This is a genomic window from Microbacterium sp. 1.5R, from assembly GCF_001889265.1.
Lineage (GTDB): Bacteria > Actinomycetota > Actinomycetes > Actinomycetales > Microbacteriaceae > Microbacterium.
The window spans coordinates 3,569,805-3,592,488 of the sequence record NZ_CP018151.1 but is presented as its reverse complement, the minus strand read 5'-3'; the positions used below and the strand labels follow the sequence as shown (position 1 = coordinate 3,592,488).

The following is a 22,684-nucleotide window of genomic DNA, read 5'->3' as shown; positions in this document are numbered from 1 at the left end:
GTCGTCTGCGGCCACCCTGCTGGACGCTGTCGGCTGGCTGAAGACACCCCGACTGTCGGCCAGCCATCCGTGAAACGGCCAGCGATCCATGACGAGCGACTGCCGCGACTCAGCGGGGGAGTCGCGGAACCGCGTCGACCAGCGCCCGGGTGTACGGGTCCTGCGGTGCGTGCAGCACGGATGCGGTGGCGCCCTGTTCGACGACGCGGCCGTTCTGCAGCACCACGGTGCGGTCGCAGGCTGACGCGATCGCGGTGAGATCGTGCGACACCATCACGAGCGACAGGCCGTTCTCTCGACGCAGGCGGTCGAGCAGCTCGAGCACCTGCACGCGCGTCGTCACGTCGAGGGCGCTCACCGGCTCATCGGCGAGCAGCACGCGCGGGCGCGAGACCACGGCTCGGGCGATCGCGATGCGCTGACGCTGGCCGCCCGAGAACTCGTGCGGGTATCGGCGGGCGGTGTCGGCGGGAAGCCCGACCGACTCGAGGGCCTCGGCGATGCGGCGCTGCGCGTCGGCGCCGGAGGCGAGGCCGAGTGAACGCAGGGGCTCGCCGATGATGCGGTCGATGCGCTGACGGGGGTCGAGCGACGAGTACGGATCCTGGAACACCGGCTGCACGCTCGCGCGGAAGCGGCGCATCTGCGCACGGTCGCGCAGCGACAGGGGAGCACCGTCGAAGAGCACCTGTCCATCGCGTGGTACCGAGAGCCCGAGCATCAGCCGCAGGATCGTGGACTTGCCCGCACCCGACTCGCCCACGAGGCCGAGCGAGTCTCCCTCGTCGAGGCTCAGCGAGATGTCGTCGAGCACCCGGCGCGATCCGTAGGCGAAGCCGGCACCGCGCAGCTCGAGGAGGCTCATGCGTCAGCCTCCTTCGCATCGAGGAACGCATCGAGCGCGCGAGCGCTGTCGACCAGCATCCGCGTGTACGGCTCCGCGGGGCGCCGCAGCACGTCGGCGACCGCCCCCTCCTCGACCACCAGACCGTCGCGCAGCACGACGATGCGGTCGACCATGCGCGACACGACGGCGAGGTCGTGGCTGATGAACAGCAATGCCATGCCGCGTTCGGCGACGAGCCGCTCGAGCAGCGTGAGCACGGCATCCTGCACGGTCACGTCGAGCGCGGTGGTGGGTTCGTCTGCGATGAGCAGCTGTGGCCGGGCGGCCAAGGCGATGGCGATCGCCACACGCTGGCGCTGACCGCCGGACAGCTCGTGCGGGTAGGCGCGCGCGAATCGCGGCTCCGACAGCGACACCTCATCGAGCGCCGCCGTGACGGCCGACCGCAGTTCCGCGCCGCGCAGGCCGAGATGACGACGCAGCGGCTCGGCGATCTGGCGACCGACCCTCATCAGAGGGTCGAGCGCCGTGAGCGGCTCCTGGAACACGATCTGGGCGACCGGTCCGCGCAACGGCCTCAGGTCGGCATCCCGCGCACCGACGACCTGGTGCCCGTCGAGCAGCACCGACCCGGACGAGACGAGAGAATCCGGCAGCAGGCCGGTGACCGCGAGCGAGGTGAGCGACTTGCCCGACCCGGACTCGCCGATCAGCCCCAGGCGTTCGCCGGGCTGCAGCGAGAACGAGACATCGCGCACGAGAGCCCCGGATCTGGAGCGGACGGTGAGCCCTGCGACCTCGAGAATGCTCATCGGCTCCTCCTGCGGGTCGGGTCGGCGAGATCGCGCAGGCCGTCGGCGAGGAAGTTGACCCCGAGCACGAGGGCGATGATCGCGATGCCGGGGGCGATAGCGCCGACGGGAGCGGTGAGCACGGTGCCCTGCGCCTCCTGCAGCATCCGACCCCACGAGGCGTTGGGCGGCGGGGCACCGAGCCCGAGGTACGACAGGCTCGCCTCCGCGAGCACCGCGGCACCGAACTGCAGCGCCAGGCTGACCGCGAGGGTCGGTGCGATGTTGGGGAGCACGTGCTGGAACACGATGCCGAGCACACCCGTGCCGCTGGTGCGTGCGGCGGTGATGTACTGCTCCTGCAGCACGCGGCGCGAGAGGATGCGGGTGAGACGCGCGACGACCGCCGACATCGCCAGTCCGATCGCGAGCACCGCCGACCACAGCGACGCTCCCTGCACCGCGACGACGAGCATCGCGAGCAGCAGCACCGGGAAGGCGATCACGACGTCCAGTCCGGCGGAGAGCGTGTCGTCGACCCATGGCCGTGAGAAGGCGGCGATCAGTCCGACGATCACGCCGAGAACGGCGGCGATCGCGACCGAGCAGATGCCCACGATCAAGGCGATCCTCGCACCCCACATGAGCTGCGAGAGCAGGTCGCGGCCGAGCCGATCGGTGCCGAGCAGGTGCATGGCGCTCGGCCCCTCGAGACGACTACCACTCGTGTCGGCGAGCGGATAGGGGAGCCAGAACAGCGACACCAGCGCGATGAGCACGATGATGCCGGTGAGCACGAGCCCGATCAGCAGGGTCGCCTTCGGCCGCCTCCGCACGGGGACGGATCCGGTGATCAGCTGCTCGGCGACGCGGCTCATCGGTTGCCCGAGACGCTCGTGCGCAGTCGCGGATCGATCAGGCGCTGCACGATGTCGGCGGCGAACCCGACGAGCAGCACGAAGAGGGTGCTGACGACGAGGACGCCCTGGATGACCTGGAAATCATGCTGTTCGATGGCCGACAGCAGCAGACTGCCGAGACCGGGAAGAGTGAAGACGCTCTCGACGACGACCGCGCCGAGCAGCGTGGTGGACAGCTCGATGCCGAGGACCGCGACGACCGGCACCGAGCCGTTGCGCACTCCGTGACGCAGCAGCGCCTCGGACATGCCCGACCCGCCGGCGCGCGCGGTGCGGAGGTAATCGCTGCCGATCACGTCGAGGGAGGCGGAGCGCACGTAACGGCTGAGGGATGCACTCATCACGATCACGATCGTCGTCACCGGCAGCGCGAGAGACCGCAGCGCGTCGGCCGGATCCTCCCAGCCGTCGCGCGGGAATCCGCCGGACGGCAGCAGGCCGAGGCCGAGTGCGAAGATCCAGACGAGCACGACGCCCACCCAGAACACCGGCACGGCAACACCCAGCTGCGCGAATCCCGAGAGCGCGATGCCGTACCAGCGGTCGGACTTCACGGCGGCGGTGATGCCGATCACCAGGGAGACGAGAAGGGCGGCGGTGAACGCGATGAGTGTGAGTGGGAGGGTCACGGCGAGGCGATCGGCGATGTCGGGGCCGACCGGACGCGAGCTCAGGAACGACTTACCGAGGTCGAAGCGCAGGAGCTGACCGGCCCAGGTCGTGAACTGCTGCAGGAGGGGCTGATCCGAGCCGACCTGTGCGCGGGCGGCGGTGATCTGCTCGGGTGTCGCATTCACCGAGAGCAGGGCGTTCGCCGGGTCGCCGGGGAGCAGCCGCAGCAGCACGAAGATCGCGATCATCGCGACGACGAGCGAGACCACGAGGAACGCGAGGCGGCGCAGCAGGTAGGCGAGCATGGCTTCTCAGGATGAAAGAGGGGGATGCCGACACGCGGCATCCCCCTCGCGCGTCAGGACTTGACGATGTCGTAGGCGAAGAACTGCGAGTTCAGGCCGTTGACCGGGTAACCGCTGAGGTCGCTCGAGGCGACCACGATCTGCGGGTACAGGTACAACCATACGCTCGCGGCATCCTCGGCGATCTTCTCGTTGACCTGCTTCAGCAGAGCTGTCTGCTCGTCGGTCGAGGCGGCCTGCTCGGCCTCGGCGACCCACTGCTGCACCTGGGCGTCGTCGTAGCCCCAGTAGAAGTCGGGGTTGCCGTACCAGACCACGTCGCGGTCGTTCACGTGCTCCTGCAGGGTGGCCTCGAAGTCCTGCTCCTTGAAGACCTTGGTGTACCACTCGTCGGCGCTGATCGTGTTGATCTCGACCGTGATGCCGACCTCGGCGAGCTGCGACTGCAGGAACTCCGCGACGGCAGGGTGCGGGTCGTAGCTCGGGGTATCGAGCGTGAAGGTGAAGCCGTCGGCGTAGTCGGCCTGCGCGAGCAGATCCTTCGAGAGGTCGACGTCGTACGGGTTCACCTGGGTGAGGTCCTCGTACCAGGGGTCGGTGGGCGGCACCATCGATCCGATGAGCGTGCCGTAGTCGCCCCAGATCGACTCGAGCAGCTTCTGGGTGTCGATGGCCGAGTAGATCGCCTTGCGCACGAGGGCGTTGTCGAACGGGGCGACCCGGTCGTTGAAGGCGAGCAGCTCCTTGGTCGTCGAGGTGCCCTCGCTGATGACGTAGTCGTCGCTGTCGAACTGCGCGAGCGAGTCCGGGCTCTGCACGCTGGTGATCACGTCGATCTCGCCGGTGGCCAGAGCGTTGTTCTCAGCGGTCGCGTCGGTGAAGTACGTGTAGACGACCTCGCCGTTCTTGGCGGGCTCGCCCCAGTAGTCGTCCCAGCGCTCGAGGGTCAGGGTCGAGCCCTTCTTCCACTCGTCGAGCGTGTAGGGGCCGGTGCCGTCTTCCGTGCCGGTGATGTCACCGGCCTCGTCGTTGACGATCCAGACGTAGCTGAGGTTGTAGAGGAACGAGATCGACCGCTGCGACAGCGTGAAGACGACGGTCTGGTCATCGGGCGTCGCGATGTCGGCGATGGTCGTGAAGCTCGACTTGCGCGCCGACACCGAGTCCTCGGCGGTGACGGCCTCGATGCTCGACTTCACGTCGGCGGAGGTGAGCGGGTCACCCGAGTGGAACGTCACATCGTCGCGCAGAGTGATCGTGTAGGTCAGGCCGTCATCCGACACCTGGGCGTCTTCGGCGAGAAGCGGCTCGACCTCTCCGTCGTCGGTCAGGCGGTAGAGGCCCTCGTAGACGTTGCCGGTCAGTGCCTCGGTCACACCCTGTCCGCCGCCCTGCGTGTTGCTCAGGTTGGTGGGCTCGTACAGCGACCCGATGACGATGGTGGCGTCTTCGCTCGCGGCGTCGTCGGTGGCGCCCGACGCGCAGCCGGCCACGAGGGCGAGCGTGGCGACGGCGCCGAGCGCGCCGAGGATGCGGGTTCTTCTCATGAGTGCTCCAGGGTGAGGGTGCGCGGCGTCACGCCGCGTAGATGTCGAAGCCGTCGCGGAAGACGACGTTCTTCTCGCCTGCTCGGATAGGCAGGGGGAAGCGGTTGGATGCCGGCGGCAGCGGGCAGTTGTACTGGGCGCTGAATCCGCACGGCGGCACGAAGGCGCGGTTGAAGTCGAGCACCACGGTGCCCTCGTCGTCACGGAGCTCTACGAAGAGGAAGCGGCCGGATCCGTAGGTCTCGGAACCGTTCGTCTCGTCGCCGAAGACGAGCAGCAGCGTGCCGCCGTCGTCGAAGGCCGCAAGGTCGTACGCGCGGCCGTCGAGCACGAAGTGGATGTCGCCGGGGACGACGAGCTCACGCGTGCCGCCGTTGTCGCGGATGTGCTCGAACGACACCCGACGATCGCCGGAGACCGGCGTGAAGTGTCCCTCGAGAACCCATGCCGGGTCGTACTCGTATGTGTCGATGCGGTCGAAGGCGCGGATGGCGGGGGACTCGGCATCCCACACGCGCAGCCCGTGCTCGGCCTCCCCGGTCTCGATGTTCGTGCGCTGGATCGGCGTCACGGTCACCGTGTCGGATGAGGCCTGCCGCTCGGCATCCAGATCGGGAGCCTCGCCCGTCCAGCGGGTATCGATCAGCGCGAGGTTGCCGGTCGCAGAGGTGACGGAGGCGCGGCGATCGGCCTGCCACTGGGTGTGATCTTCGAGTTCAGACATCACCTTCCATTCTCTTGCATGCAGACGGGGGTGGGGCCGGACGCGTCACTCTGGGTAACGGAGATCACGGTGCGAGGAGGGTATGCACGAATGCGGTGTCGGAAAGGCGCCCCAGACCCTCATTTCGCACGTTTCTGGACCGGATGCAACGTGTTCGGTCGAGTCTCTCGGACGCAATGGAATGCAACGTATACCGGTATACCATTACTCATATACGCGCAGAGTCGTCAGTCCCCAGCTGACCCGCGCGTGGACGGTTCGACCGTCCTGCGGAGGGAGAGTCAGATCTTCTTCTGATCCCGAGGGGGGATGGGGTGGGAGCGCTGATCCCCAGTCAGCACCCACCCCCACAACCCACCCTCGGGGGTTCCCTCAGAACGACCTGAACCAGAACCAGATCAGTGCGAAGCCGACGAGGAACACGATCGGCACCCACTGGAAGCTGCGCTTCAGCCGGCGTCCCTCACGCGCGACTCCTGGCGGGGGAGCGAGAAGACCGGCCGGCGGAGCGAAGGGCAGACTCGCGGATGCGCCCACCGGTGCGAGGGCGGGCGACGGAGACGCCGGAGCCGCACTCTCGAGCCGCAGACGCTCATCGCGCCAGCGCTCCCACTGATCGAGCTTCGTCATCAAGGCGCCGACGGCTCCGAACAGCCACGCCCAGGTCGCAGGGTCGAGGGTCGACGCCTTGCGCTGTGTATAGAGGAACATCCAGTCGTCGACGATCTCGACATCGAGCTCGGCGGCATTGTCGATGAACCTGGCCATGATGTCGGGCGTGAACAGATACAGCGCGTCACGCTCGTACCCCTCGGGGCAGTACAGCGTGAAGTACTGATCGAAGTCGCCCTCCAGCGAGAGGCGCTGCTCGCGCTGGAACGACGCGGGCAGATTCGACCCGAAGCCGTTGTTGCCCTTGGCGTCGAGCACGATGTTCGGCAGGGGCACATCGAGCTTGACGGCGACGTAGCCCCAGCGGTGGGTGGTCGAGTTCTTCCCCGACCCGGTCGTGTATCGGTAGTTGCCGAACTCGACGAAGCGAGGCTTCGCGCCTCGCACGAGATCGGTGGCTTCTCGGGAGCGTCCGAGGCCGAACAGCATGCCCGGAAGGGCAGGATCGGCGACCCTGGCCTCGTACGTCATCCCGTTCGCCCGGGCGAATGCGTTGAGGCGGTACCGCGCGATGCGGGATCGGCGCCAGCCGACGGTGGCGATCGTGATCCCGACGACTGCGGCGACGAGGATCCCGATGCCGGCGAACGACGACGACCCTGCATCGGTGAGCAGCGAGACCATCGTCGCGCCGACGACCGTCATGGCCGCGAGGAACGCGATGCCGAAGATCACGAAGGCGACGATCGTCGTGGCCGAGCCGCCCATCTTGCCCCGCGAGCGCAGCTCGGCGTTGAAGGTGCTGACGGCCCGGGCGTCGACGGGATCGGTGAGCGGGCGGGCGTCGAACGATGCGGCCGGCTGCGGTGCCGTCATCGGTTCACCTCGTCGGAGTCCCACGTGAGCTCGGCGTTCTCGGGGATGGCGAAGACCTCGAGGAGGTCGTCGGCGATGAGCTCGGCGATCAGCTCGGCGGACCCCGCGATGATCGTCGAGTCGTAGTCGACCTCGGTGACGAGCACCCAGGCGTGGTCGTCGGGCCACAGGATGCTGGGGCTCTGCGCGGCCGGCGCGAACCCGTGCTCCTCGGACTCGCGATCCCGCCATGGCACGTCGAGCACCCAGTCCCGACGCGCGAACGTGCTCGGCGCACCACGGAACAGCACGTGATCGCGGTCCCGCAGCTGCAGCCGCGGACCCTCCGAGACCTCGCGCGACAGGATGCCCTCCTGCCACGCCGGCTTGCGGAACGCGTTGTTGAGCGGATCGCGGATGCTGCGGTCGAGCATCGCCCGGTGGTTCGGGTCGTCGTCGAACGTGAGGAAGGTGCGCGAGGGGCCGTGTCCGAGGTGACCCAGCAACCCGCCCGTGCCCTCCCAGAGCGCCGCGAATCCGGCATCCGGCGTCGCGGTATGCGCGACGAGATGACCCACGACGGTCGCGAGCATCTCGGGTGAGACGAAGCCGTCCATCGGCGCGGTGAACTCGCGCCCGTCGGGGGAGATCCGCGCGTTCCAGTCGGTCTCCGGCGGAGTGCGCACGATCCGCTGCCATTGAGCGAGAGGATGCAGCGTCGTGCCGAAGGCGGCGGCCGTCTGCGCCCATGTCGCCGGTTCATCGATGAACCGATCGAGGAGCGACTGTCGCTCGGCCTCCGGCATCCGGTCGTAGTCGTCGTAGGTCGGCACCGGTCGGTCGGGGAGCGATCGCACGATCGCAGGGTGCAGGATGCGCGCATACGCGGGGAAGCCGTGCGGCACCACGGCGTGCATCGTCGAGTTCCAGGGGTCGTCGAGACGCTCGCGCAGCCAGTCTCCGGCAGAGGTGTCAGGCATCCAGTGCATGCGACCCACGGTACCCGGGGGCCTTCCCGACTCCCGAGGTCTCGACGGCGATGCGGCACCTCGACCCCGATCGTGTGGTCAGACGAAAGGGCGCGCCGGGGAGCCTCTCTGCGGAATTCGTCTCGCTCCGCGCGCCCGTCCGGCGGCCGACACAGACGGTTCACGAGGCGAGATGAGAGTCGCCGCCACCCCCTCCATAATCGGAGGGTGAGCACGACTGCAACCATCCCCTCCCTCGACGGCCGCCGGTTCCTGATGGTCTCGTCGACCACCTCGGCCGTGGATCCCGAATCGCCCAGCGAGTTCGTGTACTGGGAGAAGGACGGGGCGATCTGGGGCGACTACTCCGGTGACACCGTCACCTTCGGGCGCTTCGTCGGCACCCGCACCGGCGACACCATCTGGGTCTCGTTCGTGCACGTGCTCGTCTCCGACGGCACCGTCGTGACCGGAGACGGGGAGAGCCGGCTCGAGCTCACGGATGACGGTCGCATCCGCCTCGTCGAGCACTACGAGATGCACGGACTGCCGCAGCTCAGCGTCTGCGAAGAGCCCGCAGCCGCCTGACGGCTCGTTCCGCCGCGGGTCAGCGTGGCGGGAGCATGTCGCGGCCCGGCGTCGCCGGCGTCCACCGCGTCATGCCCAGCGGCGTGGCCAGGTCGCGCTCGGGCAGGTCGCTCGGCAGCAGGAACGACCGGCGGATGACCTCGTCGAGCACGACCACGCTGACGACCGTGCGCACCTCGGGCAGCTGCGCGATGACACCCGTCGTGAACTCGTGCACGCCGCTCACGTCGACCGCACGGATCAGCAGCATGGCGTCGTGCTCGCCGGTGGTGATGGCGCACCACTCGACATCGGGCATCTCGAGCACGCTCTCGCGGAACGACGCCCAGGCCTGCGGGTGCACGGTGACGAAGACCAGCGCACCGATCGACAGCCCGGCCTTCGACTGGTCGACGCGGGCGCTGAATCCCGTGATCACTCCGTCCTGCATCAGCGTCTCGACGCGGGTGTAGGCGTTGGCCCGCGAGATCCCGACGGTCTCGGCCAGTGCGGCGATCGAGATACGACCGTTATCACGCAGCGTCTCGAGGATTCTGTATCCGATGTCGTCCAGTGGGGCGGCACTTCGTCCAGATTGCCTCGTGGCTTCGTCGCTCTTAGTGGACACAATGCTCCTCACGGGCGGGGTCTTGGACAGACTGTGATGACGTCTGCATTCTTGCTGGACACATAGTCCCATACAATGCGAATCTGATCACCGGTCGTCCACCCGGCGTCGACCGAACCCGATGAAACTCCTCGCCCCTGGAGGCCCATATGTCGTCACGTCGCAGCACGTCCGTCATCGCGATCGGAGCCGTCGCTCTCTTCGCCCTCGCTGGTTGCTCCGGTGGCAACTCGGCGAACAACGGCGGAGAATCCTCCGGTTCCGACTCGCTCGTCATCGACACCGCGTTCTCGATCGAGACCGCCGACCCGGGTCACACCTACGACCCGACCGGCAACATGATCGCCAAGGCGCTCTACGAGACGCTCGTCGACTTCGAGGGCTCGGACGTGTCGACTCCCGTTCCCGGCCTCGCATCGTGGGAGCAGAACGACGAGGCGACCGAGTTCACGTTCACGCTCGAGGGGGACCGCGTCTTCTCCGACGGCTCGCCGATCGAGGCGAAGGACGTCGTCTTCACCCTGCAGCGCATCCAGGGCATGACCGATGCCAAGCCGAACTTCCTCCTGGGCGGTCTGACCATCACCGAGGTCGACGAGAAGACGATCTCGATCACCTCCGAGACACCGCTGCTGCAGCTGCCCGCGATCCTCGCGAACCCGGCGCTCGGCATCGTCAACTCCGACGTCGTGATCGAGAACGGCGGAACCACCGACGGCACCGACAGCGCACAGGAGTTCCTCGACGGAACCTCGGCCGGCTCTGGACCGTTCGTGCTCGACACCCTCGATCTCTCGTCGCAGGTCGTGCTGACCAAGAGCGACGAGTACAACGGCGACGAAGAGTCCGAATACGGCCGTGTCGTCGTGCGCAACGTCTCGGAGAGTGCGACGCAGCTCGCGAACCTCAAGGGCGGCGACTCGATGGTCGCGATGGACCTCAACGGCGACCAGGTCTCGGGCCTCGGCGACGGACTGAACGTCGAGTCGGTGCCGTCGGGCCAGACGATCTTCCTGCTGCTCAACCAGTCCGAGGCCGTCGCGGGCGAGCTCGCGAACGTCAAGATCGCCGAGGCGATCCGCTACGCGCTCGACTACGACGCGCTGCTCGAGCTCGCGGGTACCGGCGCCGTGCAGGCGACCGGAGTGATCCCGCCCGGATTCGAGGGCGCCCTCGACAGCGGTGTGGAGCAGGACCTCGACAAGTCGAAGGCTGCTCTGGCCGAGGCCGGCTACACGGGTCAGACCCTGAAGCTGCAGTTCCCGAACGACTACCCGGTCGGCGGTGTGGAGTTCACCCCGCTCGCCGAGCGCGTCCAGGCTCAGCTCGAGGATGCCGGCATCGCCGTCGAACTCGCGCCTGCCCCGTTCGCCACCGAGCTCGACGCGTACGTCAACGGCACCGAGGGCTTCGGCCTGTGGTTCTGGGGCCCCGACTACGCCGACTCGGCGAACTTCCTTCCGTTCGCTCCCGGTCTGAAGGTCGGCCTGCGTGCCGGCTGGGCGGCTGAGGCGAACCCCGAGATCGCAGGCATCGCAGCCGGTGCTGCCGCCGCTACCGATGAGGCCCAGCGCAGCGAGGCCTTCACCTCGTTCGCCGAGGCGATGCAGACCGAGGGTCCCTTCGTTCCGCTGATCGTCCCCGGTCGCAACATCGCCACGGCGGATGCCGTCACCGGCGCCGTGTACAACTCGGTGTGGGAGATGGACATCGCCGAGATCACGCCTGCCGGCTGATCGGAGCTGACTCATGACGACGGTGGCCGTGCGACGGCAAGCACAGCGTCGCAGGTCGCCGCTCGTCGGATACCTGCTTCGCCGAATCGGCACTTCGCTGCTCCTTCTCGTGGGGGTCACGATCGTGACCTTCGCACTGACGAACCTCGTGCCCGGCGACCCCGTGTCGGCGGCACTGGGTGAGGGAGCATCGCAGAATCCCGAGACGCGCGAGGCGTTCATCAAGGCCCAGGGCCTCGATCAGCCGCTGTTCGTGCAGTACTTCATCTACATGGGGAATCTCCTTCGCGGAGACCTCGGCACATCGCTGGTGACCGGGCGACCGGTCACCAGCGACCTGGCCACCGCGGTGCCGGCGACCATCGAGATCGCGATCGGCGCCATCATCCTCAGCCTCGCGGTCAGCGTCGTGCTCGGCACCCTCGCCGCCTACCGGCGCGGACTCGTCACCGATCAGGTGATCCGCATCGTGACGCTGATCGGTCTGAGCGTGCCGACGTTCTGGCTCGCGCTGGTCAGCTTCTACGTGTTCTTCCTCGAGCTGCGCATCGCCCCCGGCTCGGGTCGCATCTCGCCGTCGATCACGCCGCCGCCCCGCATCACCGGGCTCTACACGGTCGACTACCTCCTCAACGGAGACGGCGTCGGATTCGCCGACGCGCTCGCCCACCTGGCGCTGCCGGTGATGGTGCTGTCGCTCGTGACGATCGGCCTGCTCACCCGCTTCATCCGCACCTCCGTGCTCGAGGTGCTGGGCAGCGACTACGTGCGTGCTGCCCGGGCCAAGGGCCTTCCGGCGATGCGTGTGATCCTCGACTACGTCCTGCGCGGGGCATCCCTCCCGATCCTCACGGTCGTCGGCGTCGCCTTCGGATCCCTGCTCTCGGGCACCGTGCTCGTCGAGTCGGTGTTCGCCTGGCCGGGCCTGGGCACCTACGCCTACAACTCGGCGGCCAACCTCGACCTGCCCGGCATCATGGGCGTCGGCCTGGTCGTCGGGTTCATCTACCTCCTCATCAACTTCGTCGTCGACCTGCTCTACGGCGTCCTCGACCCGAGAGTGAGGATCGCATGAGCCGCATCGACTCGGCATCCGGCCCCTGGCGGTTCCGCTTCCGCTGGCCGCGCGCCTGGCGCACGCCCCTCGGCGTGATCGGCACCGTGATCGCGGGCGCCTGGATCATCGTCGCCTTCACCGCGCAGTGGTGGGTGCCGTACGGCCCCAACGCTCAGGTGCTGCCACGACTGCAGGCGCCGGGCATCGACACTCTGCTCGGCACCGACGGCAACGGCCGCGACATCTTCTCGCGTCTGATGACGGGTGCGACGGTGAGCCTGCCGCTCGCGCTCATGCTCGTGATCGCCGCGATGATCATCGGCACCGTGGTCGGCGCCGTCGCCGGGTACTTCGGCGGCTGGGTCGACGAGACGCTGATGCGCATCACCGACCTGTTCATGGCGTTCCCGACCGTCATCCTCGCGATGGTGGTGGCGGCATCCCTCGGCCCGTCGCTGTTCAACGCGGTGATCGCGGCGATCGTCGTCTCGTGGCCGCAGTACTCGCGAGTCACCCGCAGCATCGTGCTGGGCCTCCGCGGCCAGAACTACGTGATCGCAGGCCGCCTGCTCGGCCACTCGCCGCTGCGGACGCTGTTCATCGACATCCTCCCGAACATCGCCGGCCCCGTGCTGGTGCTCGCGACGCTCGACATCGGCGCCGCGATCCTGCTGCTGTCCGGACTCTCGTTCCTCGGTCTCGGCGCGCAGCCGCCGACCGCCGAATGGGGCTCCATGATCTCGGCGGCCATGCAGAACTTCGACGCGTGGTGGCTCGGAGTCTTCCCGGGACTCGCGATCCTCACGGTGGTGCTGGCATTCAACTTCCTGGGTGATGCGATGCGCGACATCCTCGACCCGACGGCCGAGGTCACCCACGAGAAGCAGGCCGAGCATGTGGCCTCCGCGAAGGGAGCGGCAGCATGAGCGCTTCGGCCCCCACGAGTGCTCTGAGCATCCGCGACCTGACGATCGACATCGGTCGTCCTCTCGTGCACGGCATCTCTCTCGACCTCGAGGCCGGACGCATCCACGGTCTCGCCGGCGAGTCAGGATCCGGCAAGACGCTCACCTCGTTGGCCGTCCTCGGACTCCTGCCCCGGCAGGCACGCACGGGCGGATCGATCACGCTCGCGGGGGAGGAGCTGGTGGGCATGCGCCGGCGGGCGCTCAACCGCATCCGCGGCAGGCGCATCGCGATGATCTTCCAGGACCCCTCGGCGTCGCTGCACCCGCAGCTGCCGATCGGCCGCCAGCTCACGGATCACATGCGCGTGCACCTCGGACTGCGAGGCGAGGCGGCGAAGGCTCGGGCCATCGAACTGCTCGAGACCGTGCAGGTGCCGAACCCGGATGCTGCGCTGAAGCGCTATCCGCACCAGTTCTCCGGCGGACAGCGCCAGCGCATCGCGATCGCGTGCGCCCTCGCGTGCGACCCCGAGGTGCTGCTGGCCGATGAGCCGACCACGGCACTCGACGTCACGGTGCAGGCCGGCATCCTGCGGCTGCTGCGCGACCTCGCGACCGAGCGCAACCTCGCTGTGCTGCTCGTCACCCACGACCTGGGCGTCATGAGCGCGATCGCCGACGAGGTCGCCGTGATGAAGAACGGGCAGATCGTCGAGCGGGCCGACCGCGAGACGCTGTTCCGCGACCCGCAGCACGAATACACTCGCACGCTGCTCGCGGCGCTGCCGGGGTCGAAGATCGCGACCGCCGACGCGGATCCCGCGCTGCTCGATCCGGTGCTGCCGGAGTCCGCCGTGCAGGATGCCGAAGAGGAGGCCCGAGATGAGTGAAGTCGCCGTCCTCGACGCGCAGGGCGTCGTCGTGCGCTACCCCGGGAGTCCTCCGGTGGTCGCCGTCGACGGCGTCTCGCTGACCGTCGCCCCCGGAGAGACCGTCGCGCTCGTGGGCGAATCCGGCAGCGGCAAGTCGAGCCTCGCCCGCGCGGTCGTCGGCATCGAGAAGCTCGCCGGGGGAGAGGTGCGCTTCCGTGACGCTCCTGTGAAGCCGCTCGGCATCCGTCGACGCGACCTGGCGCTCACCGGCATCCAGATGGTGTTCCAGGATCCGTCGACCTCGCTGAACCCTCGTCGCCGCGTGGGCGATCAGATCGCCGACGGCATCGCCACGGCTCGGGCGCGGGGTGCCGAAGGGTCGACGGTCGCCGAGTGGCTCGACCGCGTCGGCCTGCCGACCGAAGTGGCGACGCGATTCCCGCACCAGTTCTCGGGCGGGCAGAAGCAGCGACTCGCGATCGCGCGAGCGCTCGCCGCGCGGCCGTCGCTGCTCGTCGCCGACGAGCCGATCTCGGCCCTGGACGCATCGACCCAGACCAGCGTCGCGGGGCTCATGCGAGACCTCGTCGCGGAATCCGGCGCGGGGATGCTGTTCATCTCGCACGACCTGGCCGTGGTCCGCCGCATCGCGGACCGCACCTTCGTGATGTTCGCCGGGCGGGTGCTCGAAGCCGGGGCCACCGACCGTGTGTGGTCTGCACCGCAGCATCCGTACACGCAGGCCCTGCTCGCTGCGATCCCCGAGCCCGACGGTGCGGGCCGCATCCCGGTCGCCCCCTCGACGAACGAGCGGACCGTCTGGTCGGAGATCGCCCCCGTCCTCGACTGAGCCGCGCTGTCGGCTCGGTCGTTCGGGAGGAGATCCGCGGACGGGAGGATGCTCCGAGCCGGATGCTCCTCCCGATCGCAGATCTCCTCCGAATCGCCGACCCCATCGCCGGCCCGGAGTCGACCCGGAACGCACTGCGGGCCGAGGCGTCAGCCCCGGCCCGCAACATCCGCTCGTGGTTCAGAGCGGGGCGACGATGTCCTGCTCGACGTCCCACTCGGTGACCTCGAGAGAGGTCTCGATCATCTGGCCCGCGGCCTCGGTGCTGCCGCTCGTGGCCAGCACGACGTAGTCCTCGGTGACCTCGAAGACGACGTCGACGGCGACGCCCTGCGCCTCGGACGTGCCGCTCACGAGATACACGTCCTGACCCAGGCGCGTGCCGGTCCCGGTGACTGTGAACTCGCCGGTGAGGGCGCCGGCGGCGGTGGCCGGGTCGGTGCCCGCGGCCGTGGCGGCGCCGCTGCTGAGAGCAGCGACGATCGGGTCGCTCGAGTTCGGGTCGGCGACCTGCCACTCGGTCGTCGGCGTCTTCACCCATGCGTCGTCGCCGATCAGGATGAGCGAGCCCATGGGCGTGATCGTCTCGACGGCATCCGTCTCGGGGTTGAACCGGGCGGTGGTGTCCATGCCCAGGATCGACGTCTTGGCGGCATAGCCGGCGGTGTCGGTCATCGCCTCGGTGATGCAGGCGCCGAGCTCGGCGCCGTCGACCGTCGCACCCTCCGACAGCTCGGGGCAGTCGGAATCGGATGCGGCACCGTCGGTCGCAGGCGTCTCCTCGGCAGCCGACGTCGGCTCCGAATCGGCGGGCTCTTCGGCACCCGCGGTGCACCCGGTGAGCAGTACGGTGGCGGTCAGGACGATGCCGACCCCCCACTTGTTGACGCGCATGGCGTTCCCCCTTCGGTCGTGTGCGCACCGAGAGTCAGCACGCACGCATTCCAGCATGCCAAGTGCGAGGTGATGCGCGTGGGGGCACTCCGAAGGTTTCTCCGCTACACTGTCAAGGTTGTCTGCCATCAGGCACCCACTCGGGTGGCTCGGCGGATGACGTGCACACACCCTCCTGCTTCCGGGAAAGTCCCGGAAGCCGTTCTAGTCCGAAGGAGGTGGGTAAGTGACGCACCAGTACGAACTCATGGTCATTCTGACCCCCGAGATCGACGAGCGCCAGGTCGCCCCTACGCTCGACAAGTTCCTGAAGGTCATCACCAACGATGGTGGCTCGATTGACAAGGTCGACATCTGGGGCAAGCGCCGTCTGGCTTACGAGATCCAGAAGAAGAACGAGGGCATCTACGCCGTCGTCAACTTCACCGCCACCAGCGAGGCCACGCAGGAGCTCGACCGTCAGCTGAAGCTGAACGAGCAGATCATGCGCACGAAGGTCCTTCGCTCTGAGGAAGCTCAGGCGATGGTCGCTTCGGAGGCCAAGCGCTCTGAAGAGAAGGCTGCCCGCAAGGCCGCCAAGGCTGCGAAGGCCTGAGTCCGATGGCCGGCGAAACAGTCATCACCGTGGTGGGCAACCTCACGGCCGACCCCGAGCTGCGCTACACGCAGAACGGACTGCCGGTGGCGAACTTCACCATCGCTTCGACGCCTCGGAACTTCGACCGCGCCGCCAACGAGTGGAAGGACGGCGAAGCGCTGTTCCTCCGCGCGTCGGTCTGGCGCGAGTTCGCCGAGCACGTGGCGGGTTCGCTGACCAAGGGCATGCGCGTCATGGCGCAGGGCCGTCTGCGTCAGCGCTCCTACCAGGACCGCGAGGGCAACCAGCGCACCGCGATCGAGCTGGAGGTCGACGAGATCGGCCCCTCGCTTCGGTACGCGACCGCGCAGGTCACCCGTGCGGCGTCGACCGGCGGCGGCGGCGGCGGCGGACAGTCCCGTCCCGCACAGCAGCAGCAGGTGTCGGAAGAGCCGTGGTCTACGCCCGGCTCGTCGACCAGCGCAGATGCCTGGAGCACTCCGGGCAGCTTCGGTGACGACACCCCCTTCTGAAACAGGATCTCCGGATGCTTCGGCATCCGACTCATAATTAAGGAAAAACAATGGCTGGAAAGTCGAGCGGCGACCGCCGCAAGCCGCGGAAGGGTGGCAAGCCCACCGCTCCCGCGAAGTCGATCCGGGTCGGAGTCATCGATTACAAGGATGTCTCCACCCTCCGTAAGTTCGTCTCGGAGCGCGGCAAGATCCGTGCCCGTCGTATCACCGGTGTTTCGGTGCAGGAGCAGCGTCTGATCGCCACCGCGATCAAGAACGCGCGCGAAATGGCACTCCTGCCCTACGCTGGCGCCGGCCGGTAAGGGGTAACGAGATGGCAAAGCTGATTCTCACGAACGAGGTCGCCGGGCTTGGTAGCGCCGGTGACGTGGTCGAGGTCAAGAACGGGTTCGCCCGCAACTACCTCATCCCCCAGGGCTTCGCTACGGCGTGGACCCGCGGTGGCGAAAAGCAGGTCGCTTCGATCCAGGCTGCTCGTCAGGCTCGCGCGATCCACGACCGCGACGAGGCCGTGGCACTGAAGAACTCCCTCGAGAACACCAAGGTGCGCCTGGCCGTCAAGGCCGGCAACGAGGGTCGTCTCTTCGGTTCGGTCAAGACCGATCACATCGCGGATGCTGTCGCAGCCGCGGGTCTCGGCTCGATCGACAAGCGCAAGGTGCACATCCCGTCGGCGATCAAGACGACCGGTGAGCACGAGGCCACGGTTCGTCTGCACGACGACGTGACCGCAGTCATCACGCTGCAGGTCGTCGCCGCCAAGTAAGGCGCGACGCTCTCGAACGCCCCCTGTCCTTCGGGACAGGGGGCGTTCTGCGTGTGCGGGGCTGTCGGGGCGCACTCGCTCGGGGGAGTGGCGGGGCACGACGGATGCCCCGCGCTGGGGACGCGGGGCATCCGTGAACTGTGCGGCATCGCCGACGCGGGCAGGTCTGGGGAACCTGCGCGGGGCGTCGCGGGACCCGCACACCGACGGTGTCGCATCTCCTCCCCCGAGGACGTCGACACCGCCGGGGTCTGCGGCTACGCCGTCACACGGCGGCGGCGCAGCATCCCCGCTCCGAGGAGGAGCAGGAGAGCGGCGAGCGACACGAAGCCGATCGAGGACGAACCACCTGTGGCGGCCAGTCCCTCGATGGGCTCGGATGCCGTCGCAGCTGTGCCGCTCGCGGCAGCGGCTGCGGTGGCGCCCGTGCCGACGGCGGTCACCGTTCCAGGATTCATGCCGATTCCGGGGGTGGTTCCGGGGTCGACTCCGGGGTTCGTTCCGGGGTCGGTTCCGGGGTTCGTGCCGGGGTTCGTTCCGGGGTCGGTGCCGGGGTTCGTTCCGGGGTCGGTGCCGGGGTTCGTTCCGGGGTCGGTGCCCGGGTCGGTGCCGGGGTCGGTGCCCGGGTTCGTTCCGGGGTCGGTGCCCGGGTCCGTTCCGGGATCAGTGCCCGGGTCCGTCGTCGGCGGCGTCACCGTGCTCTCGCCGACCACGGAGATGGCGTTGCCGCCGATCGTGATCGGTGCGGTGGTGGGTGCGGTGACCTGGGTGCCGCCGAGGATTCCGTCGTCTCCGGTGGTGGTGCTGCCGGTGGTTGGGCTTCCTGCGGTGCCGGTGCTGGTGCCGCCGGTGGATTCGCTGTCTCCGAGGATGGAGATGGCGTTGCCGGTGACGTCGATCGGTGCGGTGACGGGTGCGACGACCTGGGTGCCGCTCGCGATTCCGTCGTCTCCGGACGTCTCCGCTCCGGTGCTGCTGCCTCCGGACGCGGTGCCGGTGCTGGTGCCGCCGGTGGATTCGCTGTCTCCGAGGATGGAGATGGCGTTGCCGGTGACGTCGATCGGTGCGGTGACGGGTGCGGTGACCTGCGTTCCGCTGAGGATTTCGTCGTCTCCGGACGTCTCCGCTCCGGTGCTGCTGCCTCCGGACGGGGTGCCGGTGCTGGTGCCGCCGGTGGATTCGCTGTCTCCGAGGATGGAGATGGCGTTACCGGTGACGTCGATCGGTGCGGTGACGGGCGCGACGACCTGGGTGCCGCTTGCGACCCCGTCGTCGCCCGAAGTGGTCGGCTCAGTCGATCCCGCGCCGCCGCCGTCCGAGGATGCCGGTGCTGCAGCATTCTGGCCCGTTGCCTCGCTGTCGCCGAGCAGGGTGATCGCGTTGCCTGAGACGGTGACCGGAACGTCGACGTCCAGCAGGGCCTGGGTACCCGAGAGGACGCCGTCGGCGCCGTTCGTCGTGATCGCGGGAGCGGGAGCGGGAGCGGGAGCCGGAGCTGGGGCCTGGGGAGCCTCAGCCGGAGCAGCCGCCGTGTCGCTCGACGAGTCTCCGAGCACGGTGATCGCGTTGTCGGTCACCGTGACAGGCACGACGACGTCCACGACGGCCTGAGTGCCCGATGCGGTGCCGGAATCGCCACTCGTGGTGGCGGCCGGTGCGGGAGCGGGAGCGGGAGACGAAGCGGGCGCCGAGGTCTGCTGGGCGGAGGTGTCTCCGAGCAGTGAGACCGCGTTGCCGACGACCGTCACGGGCACCGAGATCGGCGCATCCGCTTGGGTGCCCGAGAGCAGCCCGTCTTCTCCTGAGGTGTCTGCCGCGTGTGCGGCTGTTGCGCCGAGCAGGGTGATCCCGCCGGCGAGAAGCGTGCCCCACAGGGCCCGCTTGATGTATGTACGCATGATGACCTTCTCCTGACTGGAAGTGGGTGTGTCTGGATGGGTGCACGCGAAGAGCATGTGCGCGCGCAGCACGGCATCTGTCGTTCACGAGGAACGACCGGACAACCCGTCAGTCAGGAGAGACGTCGGTGTCGGCGACCAGAGACGTCGGAAGGACGTCGTCGGATGCACCGGAAGTGCGCTCCACAGTGCGGAACGCAGAAACTCCCGCATCGCTGAGGCGCGCGGGGGTGAATGAGGATGCTCCGCTCGAACCGGCGGAGGAAGTAGGCGCGGAGGGGGCTCCGGCGGGCGGTGCAGAGGGGGACTCCTCGACGTCGGCTGCCGGCTCGTTCACCTCGGATGCCGCGACGGACACCGTAGGCGGGAGGTCGGACCCGGCCGACGGAATCACGGGCTGGCGCGACGCGGACGTGGAGAAGTGACCGCGTGTCGGCTCGTCGGCCAGGGGGGAAACCGTTCCGAGCGGCGCTGTCTCGAGCGGACCGGGGTCGGGGTCCGATCCGGAGGATCCGGGGCGTGCGGGGGTGATGGCCTCGAGTACCGGCGGGAGAGTGTTCTCAACCACCGTGCCGACAGTCGGGGTGGTCGCGTCGATGACGCCGACGACATCGTCGATCACCGGCGGCACTCCGAGATCGTCGACCAGTTCTCCGACGATCGGCAGCTCGGTGATCAGATCCTGCACCGGTGCCACGATCTCGGCGACCGGGGATCCGTCGAGCAGATCGGTCACGGGAGTGATGACGGTCCCGGTGGTGTCGGTGGCGGCGTCGATGATCGGCGACGCCGCAGGGCCGACGACGGGCACCTGAGCGATCGTCTCGGCGACGTGCTCGACGACCGGAGGTGCCACCTGCTGCACGGGTTCGACGACGTGAGTGACGACGGGCTCGACGACCTCGGTCACGACCGGCTCGACGACCTGGGTGACCACAGGCTGGACGACCTCGGTCACGACGGGCTCGACCGGCGCGACGATCGGGGAGGTCACCGACGTCACGGTGTCTTCGACCGATGAGACGGTCTCGCTCACGATCGAGGAGACGCCGTCGAGCAGCGAGTCGTTCGATCCGTCGTCCGCGCTCGCGGACGAACCGCCCGTGAGGATCGTGATCGTGGCCCACGCGATCGCGCCCACGCCACCCCAGAGAGCGACGGCAGGTAGGCCGCGGCGGGTTGCCTGAGCGTTCACGTCGACTTCCCTCCCCCGAGAGCGATCGTTCGTCCTCGACGCACAGTACGTCGATAGCGGGTGACGATACTCCCGGTATATCGCCGTGTCTAGAGGGTTCCGCTCGGAAACGATGACATATCGCGCACATTTCGGAGGGTTGCGCACTGTGACGCGCCCGGTGGAATCTCGGCTTGACTTTCCCCAGGTTCTACACATCCCATCCCGGATTCGATGAACCTTCAATGCCCGGTTGAACCACGATCTCATCCACAGGGTGGGGAAACTACAAACACCCGATCAGATGCAAAAAGAAACTTCTGTTTCGAGGTACTCCACCGACTTATCCACATGCGTTCTGCACAGACTCTCCGGACTTGTTCGCACGCTTTCCACATAGTTATCCACAGGCCGTGTTGCGACCGAAAACCCCCGCTCGTAGCGTGGTCCAGCGACCCGATGTCGGAAGTGCCTGGTTTGCTGTGCGGACGGCCCTTCTCGAGCTGATTCGCATCGCGTGACCGACGCAGTCGGCACCGAGCACACCGGAAGAACCGTCGCATCGAAGGGAGCAGCGTGTCGATCGCCGACATCTCAGAGGAGCGCCTCGGAGGCAAGCGTCCGCAGGAGCGAACGCCTCCCCACGACACGCTCGCCGAACAGAGCGCCCTGGGGGGAATGCTCCTCTCGAAGGATGCTGTCGCCGACGTCATCGAGACGCTCAAGGGTGCCGACTTCTACATCCCCAAGCACGAGCTGATCTTCGAGGCGATCCTGTCGCTCTACTCGCACGGCGAGCCGACCGACGTCGTCGCCGTCACGGACGAGCTCATCAAGACGGGAGAGCTGAGCCGGGCCGGCGGTGCCGACTATCTGCACACGCTCACCTCGATCGTCCCCACCGCCGCCAACGCCGGCTACTACGCGGGCATCGTGTCGGAGCGGGCGATCCTGCGTCGTCTGGTCGATGCGGGAACGCGTATCGTGCAGCTCGGCTACGACGGACAGGGCGACGCGACCGACCTCGTCAACAACGCCCAGGCTGAGATCTACTCGATCACCGGCTCCGAGACCGCAGAGGACTACGTGCCGCTGCAGATCGCGGTCGACGCCGCGCTCGAGGAGATCGAGGCCGCCAGCGGTCGCGACGGGTCGATGACGGGTGTCCCGACCGGCTTCAAGGAGCTCGACGAGCTCACCAACGGCCTGCACGGCGGGCAGATGATCGTCGTCGCCGCTCGTCCCGCCATGGGTAAGTCGACGCTCGCGCTCGACTTCGCCCGCGCTGCCTCCATCGGCCACAACCTCCCCTCGGTCTTCTTCTCACTCGAGATGGGCAAGAGCGAGATCGCGATGCGTCTGCTCAGTGCCGAGGGGCAGATCCCTCTGCAGAACATGCGAAAGGGAAACCTCGACCCGCGGGACTGGACCACGGTCGCCGCGACCCGCGGACGCATCAACGACGCTCCGCTCTACATCGACGACAGCCCGAACATGACGCTGGTCGAGATCCGGGCGAAGTGCCGTCGACTCAAGCAGCGTGAGGGTCTGCGGATGGTCATCATCGACTACCTGCAGCTGATGACGTCAGGCAAGCGCGTCGAGTCGCGTCAGCAGGAGGTCTCGGAGTTCTCGCGAAGCCTCAAGCTCATCGCCAAGGAGCTGCAGGTTCCGGTCATCGCTCTGTCGCAACTGAACCGTGGTCCCGAGCAGCGCACCGACAAGAAGCCCGCGATCAGCGACCTGCGTGAGTCCGGCTCGATCGAGCAGGACGCCGACATGGTGATCCTGCTGCACCGCGACTCGGTCTACGACAAGGACGTTCGTCCGGGCGAGGCCGACCTGATCGTCGCCAAGCACCGTAACGGCCCGACCGCGACGATCACCGTGGCCTTCCAGGGCCACTATTCGCGCTTCCACGACATGGCACCGGGCGGCGACTTCAACTGAGTCGCGCTCGCTCGCCAGGTCGGGGGAGGACGGGACGCCCCCACCACGGGGGAGGTAGCAGAAAGGGCGCCCCATCCGATGCCGCCGATG

General features: G+C 68.1%; 23 protein-coding genes. 11 read left to right on the top strand and 12 right to left on the bottom strand.

The genetic code is table 11. The features are described 5' to 3' along the window. Positions 1–109 precede the first annotated feature (109 nt). From BMW26_RS17250 to BMW26_RS17215, 8 genes are all read right to left on the bottom strand, one after another. Entirely contained in the window at positions 110–865 is a 756-nt protein-coding gene (locus BMW26_RS17250) for an ABC transporter ATP-binding protein (protein WP_072592145.1), read from the bottom strand. Continuing rightward, a complete protein-coding gene (locus BMW26_RS17245) occupies positions 862–1,659 on the bottom strand; it encodes an ABC transporter ATP-binding protein (protein WP_072592144.1) in 798 nt (265 codons plus the stop codon). The genes BMW26_RS17250 and BMW26_RS17245 overlap by 4 nt, the downstream gene beginning before the upstream one ends. Next, on the bottom strand, positions 1,656–2,516 hold the full coding sequence (locus BMW26_RS17240; RefSeq protein WP_056275574.1) for an ABC transporter permease: 861 nt from the start codon (positions 2,514–2,516) through the stop codon (positions 1,656–1,658). Before BMW26_RS17240 ends, BMW26_RS17245 begins: the two co-directional genes overlap by 4 nt. Further along, positions 2,513–3,475, bottom strand: coding sequence for an ABC transporter permease (locus tag BMW26_RS17235; RefSeq protein ID WP_072592143.1), 963 nt, complete (start codon positions 3,473–3,475; stop codon positions 2,513–2,515). Before BMW26_RS17235 ends, BMW26_RS17240 begins: the two co-directional genes overlap by 4 nt. A gap of 53 nt (positions 3,476–3,528) precedes the next feature. Continuing rightward, positions 3,529–5,022, bottom strand: a complete 1,494-nt coding sequence (locus BMW26_RS17230; RefSeq protein ID WP_072592142.1) for an ABC transporter substrate-binding protein — start codon at positions 5,020–5,022, stop codon at positions 3,529–3,531. 28 nt (positions 5,023–5,050) lie between these two features. Next, positions 5,051–5,746, bottom strand: a complete 696-nt coding sequence (locus BMW26_RS17225; protein ID WP_072592141.1) for a DUF1684 domain-containing protein — start codon at positions 5,744–5,746, stop codon at positions 5,051–5,053. 372 nt (positions 5,747–6,118) lie between these two features. Next, positions 6,119–7,234, bottom strand: a complete 1,116-nt coding sequence (locus BMW26_RS17220) for a hypothetical protein (protein ID WP_072592140.1) — start codon at positions 7,232–7,234, stop codon at positions 6,119–6,121. Further along, entirely contained in the window at positions 7,231–8,193 is a 963-nt protein-coding gene (locus BMW26_RS17215) for a hypothetical protein (RefSeq protein ID WP_232224501.1), read from the bottom strand. The genes BMW26_RS17220 and BMW26_RS17215 overlap by 4 nt, the downstream gene beginning before the upstream one ends. Positions 8,194–8,409: 216 nt before the next feature. On the opposite strand from BMW26_RS17215, the gene BMW26_RS17210 reads away from it, so the two are divergent. Beyond that, on the top strand, positions 8,410–8,769 hold the full coding sequence (locus BMW26_RS17210) for a hypothetical protein (RefSeq protein WP_230101268.1): 360 nt from the start codon (positions 8,410–8,412) through the stop codon (positions 8,767–8,769). A gap of 19 nt (positions 8,770–8,788) precedes the next feature. On the opposite strand, the gene BMW26_RS17205 is transcribed toward BMW26_RS17210, so the two are convergent. Next, positions 8,789–9,376, bottom strand: coding sequence for an Lrp/AsnC family transcriptional regulator (locus BMW26_RS17205; protein ID WP_230101269.1), 588 nt, complete (start codon positions 9,374–9,376; stop codon positions 8,789–8,791). A 149-nt stretch (positions 9,377–9,525) separates the two neighbouring features. On the opposite strand from BMW26_RS17205, the gene BMW26_RS17200 reads away from it, so the two are divergent. Genes BMW26_RS17200 through BMW26_RS17180 form a run of 5 tightly spaced genes read left to right on the top strand, consistent with a single transcriptional unit; the run spans position 9,526 to position 14,799 of the window. Further along, complete coding sequence (locus BMW26_RS17200; RefSeq protein ID WP_072592138.1) at positions 9,526–11,112, top strand: ABC transporter substrate-binding protein; 1,587 nt, start codon at positions 9,526–9,528, stop codon at positions 11,110–11,112. 13 nt (positions 11,113–11,125) lie between these two features. Continuing rightward, positions 11,126–12,187, top strand: a complete 1,062-nt coding sequence (locus BMW26_RS17195; RefSeq protein ID WP_053098208.1) for an ABC transporter permease — start codon at positions 11,126–11,128, stop codon at positions 12,185–12,187. After that, positions 12,184–13,095 (top strand): ABC transporter permease, encoded by a 912-nt coding sequence (locus BMW26_RS17190; protein ID WP_053098207.1) that lies wholly within the window; start codon positions 12,184–12,186, stop codon positions 13,093–13,095. The genes BMW26_RS17195 and BMW26_RS17190 overlap by 4 nt, the downstream gene beginning before the upstream one ends. After that, positions 13,092–13,967 carry an ABC transporter ATP-binding protein gene (locus BMW26_RS17185; RefSeq protein ID WP_083569412.1) on the top strand — a complete coding sequence of 292 codons (876 nt, stop codon included), beginning with the start codon at positions 13,092–13,094 and terminating at the stop codon, positions 13,965–13,967. The genes BMW26_RS17190 and BMW26_RS17185 overlap by 4 nt, the downstream gene beginning before the upstream one ends. Continuing rightward, entirely contained in the window at positions 13,960–14,799 is an 840-nt protein-coding gene (locus BMW26_RS17180) for an ABC transporter ATP-binding protein (protein WP_053098206.1), read from the top strand. Before BMW26_RS17185 ends, BMW26_RS17180 begins: the two co-directional genes overlap by 8 nt. A gap of 180 nt (positions 14,800–14,979) precedes the next feature. Here BMW26_RS17180 and BMW26_RS17175 read toward each other — a convergent pair whose 3' ends face one another. Next, the gene (locus BMW26_RS17175) at positions 14,980–15,693 is read right to left on the bottom strand and encodes a hypothetical protein (protein WP_232224500.1); all 714 of its coding nucleotides are present in this window, start codon (positions 15,691–15,693) and stop codon (positions 14,980–14,982) included. A 226-nt stretch (positions 15,694–15,919) separates the two neighbouring features. On the opposite strand from BMW26_RS17175, the gene rpsF reads away from it, so the two are divergent. From rpsF to rplI, 4 genes are read left to right on the top strand one after another with little or no spacing between them, the layout of a single operon-like run. Further along, entirely contained in the window at positions 15,920–16,288 is a 369-nt protein-coding gene (gene rpsF / locus BMW26_RS17170) for a 30S ribosomal protein S6 (RefSeq protein ID WP_029264265.1), read from the top strand. 5 nt (positions 16,289–16,293) lie between these two features. Continuing rightward, on the top strand, positions 16,294–16,803 hold the full coding sequence (locus tag BMW26_RS17165) for a single-stranded DNA-binding protein (RefSeq protein WP_053098204.1): 510 nt from the start codon (positions 16,294–16,296) through the stop codon (positions 16,801–16,803). Positions 16,804–16,853: 50 nt separating this feature from the next. Next, the gene (gene rpsR, locus BMW26_RS17160) at positions 16,854–17,108 is read left to right on the top strand and encodes a 30S ribosomal protein S18 (RefSeq protein WP_042541518.1); all 255 of its coding nucleotides are present in this window, start codon (positions 16,854–16,856) and stop codon (positions 17,106–17,108) included. Between the two features lie 11 nt (positions 17,109–17,119). Beyond that, entirely contained in the window at positions 17,120–17,572 is a 453-nt protein-coding gene (rplI, locus tag BMW26_RS17155) for a 50S ribosomal protein L9 (RefSeq protein WP_053098203.1), read from the top strand. Positions 17,573–17,829: 257 nt separating this feature from the next. Here rplI and BMW26_RS17150 read toward each other — a convergent pair whose 3' ends face one another. Together BMW26_RS17150 and BMW26_RS17145 are read right to left on the bottom strand one after the other, a co-directional pair. After that, positions 17,830–19,470, bottom strand: coding sequence for a beta strand repeat-containing protein (locus BMW26_RS17150; RefSeq protein WP_072592408.1), 1,641 nt, complete (start codon positions 19,468–19,470; stop codon positions 17,830–17,832). A gap of 109 nt (positions 19,471–19,579) precedes the next feature. Then, the gene (locus tag BMW26_RS17145) at positions 19,580–20,665 is read right to left on the bottom strand and encodes a hypothetical protein (RefSeq protein ID WP_072592136.1); all 1,086 of its coding nucleotides are present in this window, start codon (positions 20,663–20,665) and stop codon (positions 19,580–19,582) included. Positions 20,666–21,220: 555 nt separating this feature from the next. Between BMW26_RS17145 and dnaB the strand changes: the two genes are divergently transcribed. Further along, a complete protein-coding gene (gene dnaB, locus BMW26_RS17140; RefSeq protein ID WP_053098201.1) occupies positions 21,221–22,594 on the top strand; it encodes a replicative DNA helicase in 1,374 nt (457 codons plus the stop codon). Positions 22,595–22,684: the final 90 nt, after the last annotated feature.

What these genes read in the sequence shown, in the direction of transcription:
- BMW26_RS17190 (WP_053098207.1), top strand. Translation starts at nt 12,184, where the DNA reads ATGAGCCGCATCGACTCGGCATCCGGCCCCTGGCGGTTCCGCTTCCGC.
- BMW26_RS17250 (WP_072592145.1), bottom strand. Translation starts at nt 865, where the DNA reads ATGAGCCTCCTCGAGCTGCGCGGTGCCGGCTTCGCCTACGGATCGCGC.
- BMW26_RS17230 (WP_072592142.1), bottom strand. Translation starts at nt 5,022, where the DNA reads ATGAGAAGAACCCGCATCCTCGGCGCGCTCGGCGCCGTCGCCACGCTC.
- BMW26_RS17235 (WP_072592143.1), bottom strand. Translation starts at nt 3,475, where the DNA reads ATGCTCGCCTACCTGCTGCGCCGCCTCGCGTTCCTCGTGGTCTCGCTC.
- BMW26_RS17175 (WP_232224500.1), bottom strand. Translation starts at nt 15,693, where the DNA reads ATGCGCGTCAACAAGTGGGGGGTCGGCATCGTCCTGACCGCCACCGTA.
- BMW26_RS17165 (WP_053098204.1), top strand. Translation starts at nt 16,294, where the DNA reads ATGGCCGGCGAAACAGTCATCACCGTGGTGGGCAACCTCACGGCCGAC.
- BMW26_RS17215 (WP_232224501.1), bottom strand. Translation starts at nt 8,193, where the DNA reads ATGCCTGACACCTCTGCCGGAGACTGGCTGCGCGAGCGTCTCGACGAC.
- BMW26_RS17180 (WP_053098206.1), top strand. Translation starts at nt 13,960, where the DNA reads ATGAGTGAAGTCGCCGTCCTCGACGCGCAGGGCGTCGTCGTGCGCTAC.
- BMW26_RS17245 (WP_072592144.1), bottom strand. Translation starts at nt 1,659, where the DNA reads ATGAGCATTCTCGAGGTCGCAGGGCTCACCGTCCGCTCCAGATCCGGG.
- rplI (WP_053098203.1), top strand. Translation starts at nt 17,120, where the DNA reads ATGGCAAAGCTGATTCTCACGAACGAGGTCGCCGGGCTTGGTAGCGCC.
- BMW26_RS17150 (WP_072592408.1), bottom strand. Translation starts at nt 19,470, where the DNA reads ATGCGTACATACATCAAGCGGGCCCTGTGGGGCACGCTTCTCGCCGGC.
- BMW26_RS17185 (WP_083569412.1), top strand. Translation starts at nt 13,092, where the DNA reads ATGAGCGCTTCGGCCCCCACGAGTGCTCTGAGCATCCGCGACCTGACG.
- BMW26_RS17240 (WP_056275574.1), bottom strand. Translation starts at nt 2,516, where the DNA reads ATGAGCCGCGTCGCCGAGCAGCTGATCACCGGATCCGTCCCCGTGCGG.
- BMW26_RS17220 (WP_072592140.1), bottom strand. Translation starts at nt 7,234, where the DNA reads ATGACGGCACCGCAGCCGGCCGCATCGTTCGACGCCCGCCCGCTCACC.
- BMW26_RS17195 (WP_053098208.1), top strand. Translation starts at nt 11,126, where the DNA reads ATGACGACGGTGGCCGTGCGACGGCAAGCACAGCGTCGCAGGTCGCCG.
- BMW26_RS17200 (WP_072592138.1), top strand. Translation starts at nt 9,526, where the DNA reads ATGTCGTCACGTCGCAGCACGTCCGTCATCGCGATCGGAGCCGTCGCT.
- BMW26_RS17225 (WP_072592141.1), bottom strand. Translation starts at nt 5,746, where the DNA reads ATGTCTGAACTCGAAGATCACACCCAGTGGCAGGCCGATCGCCGCGCC.
- rpsR (WP_042541518.1), top strand. Translation starts at nt 16,854, where the DNA reads ATGGCTGGAAAGTCGAGCGGCGACCGCCGCAAGCCGCGGAAGGGTGGC.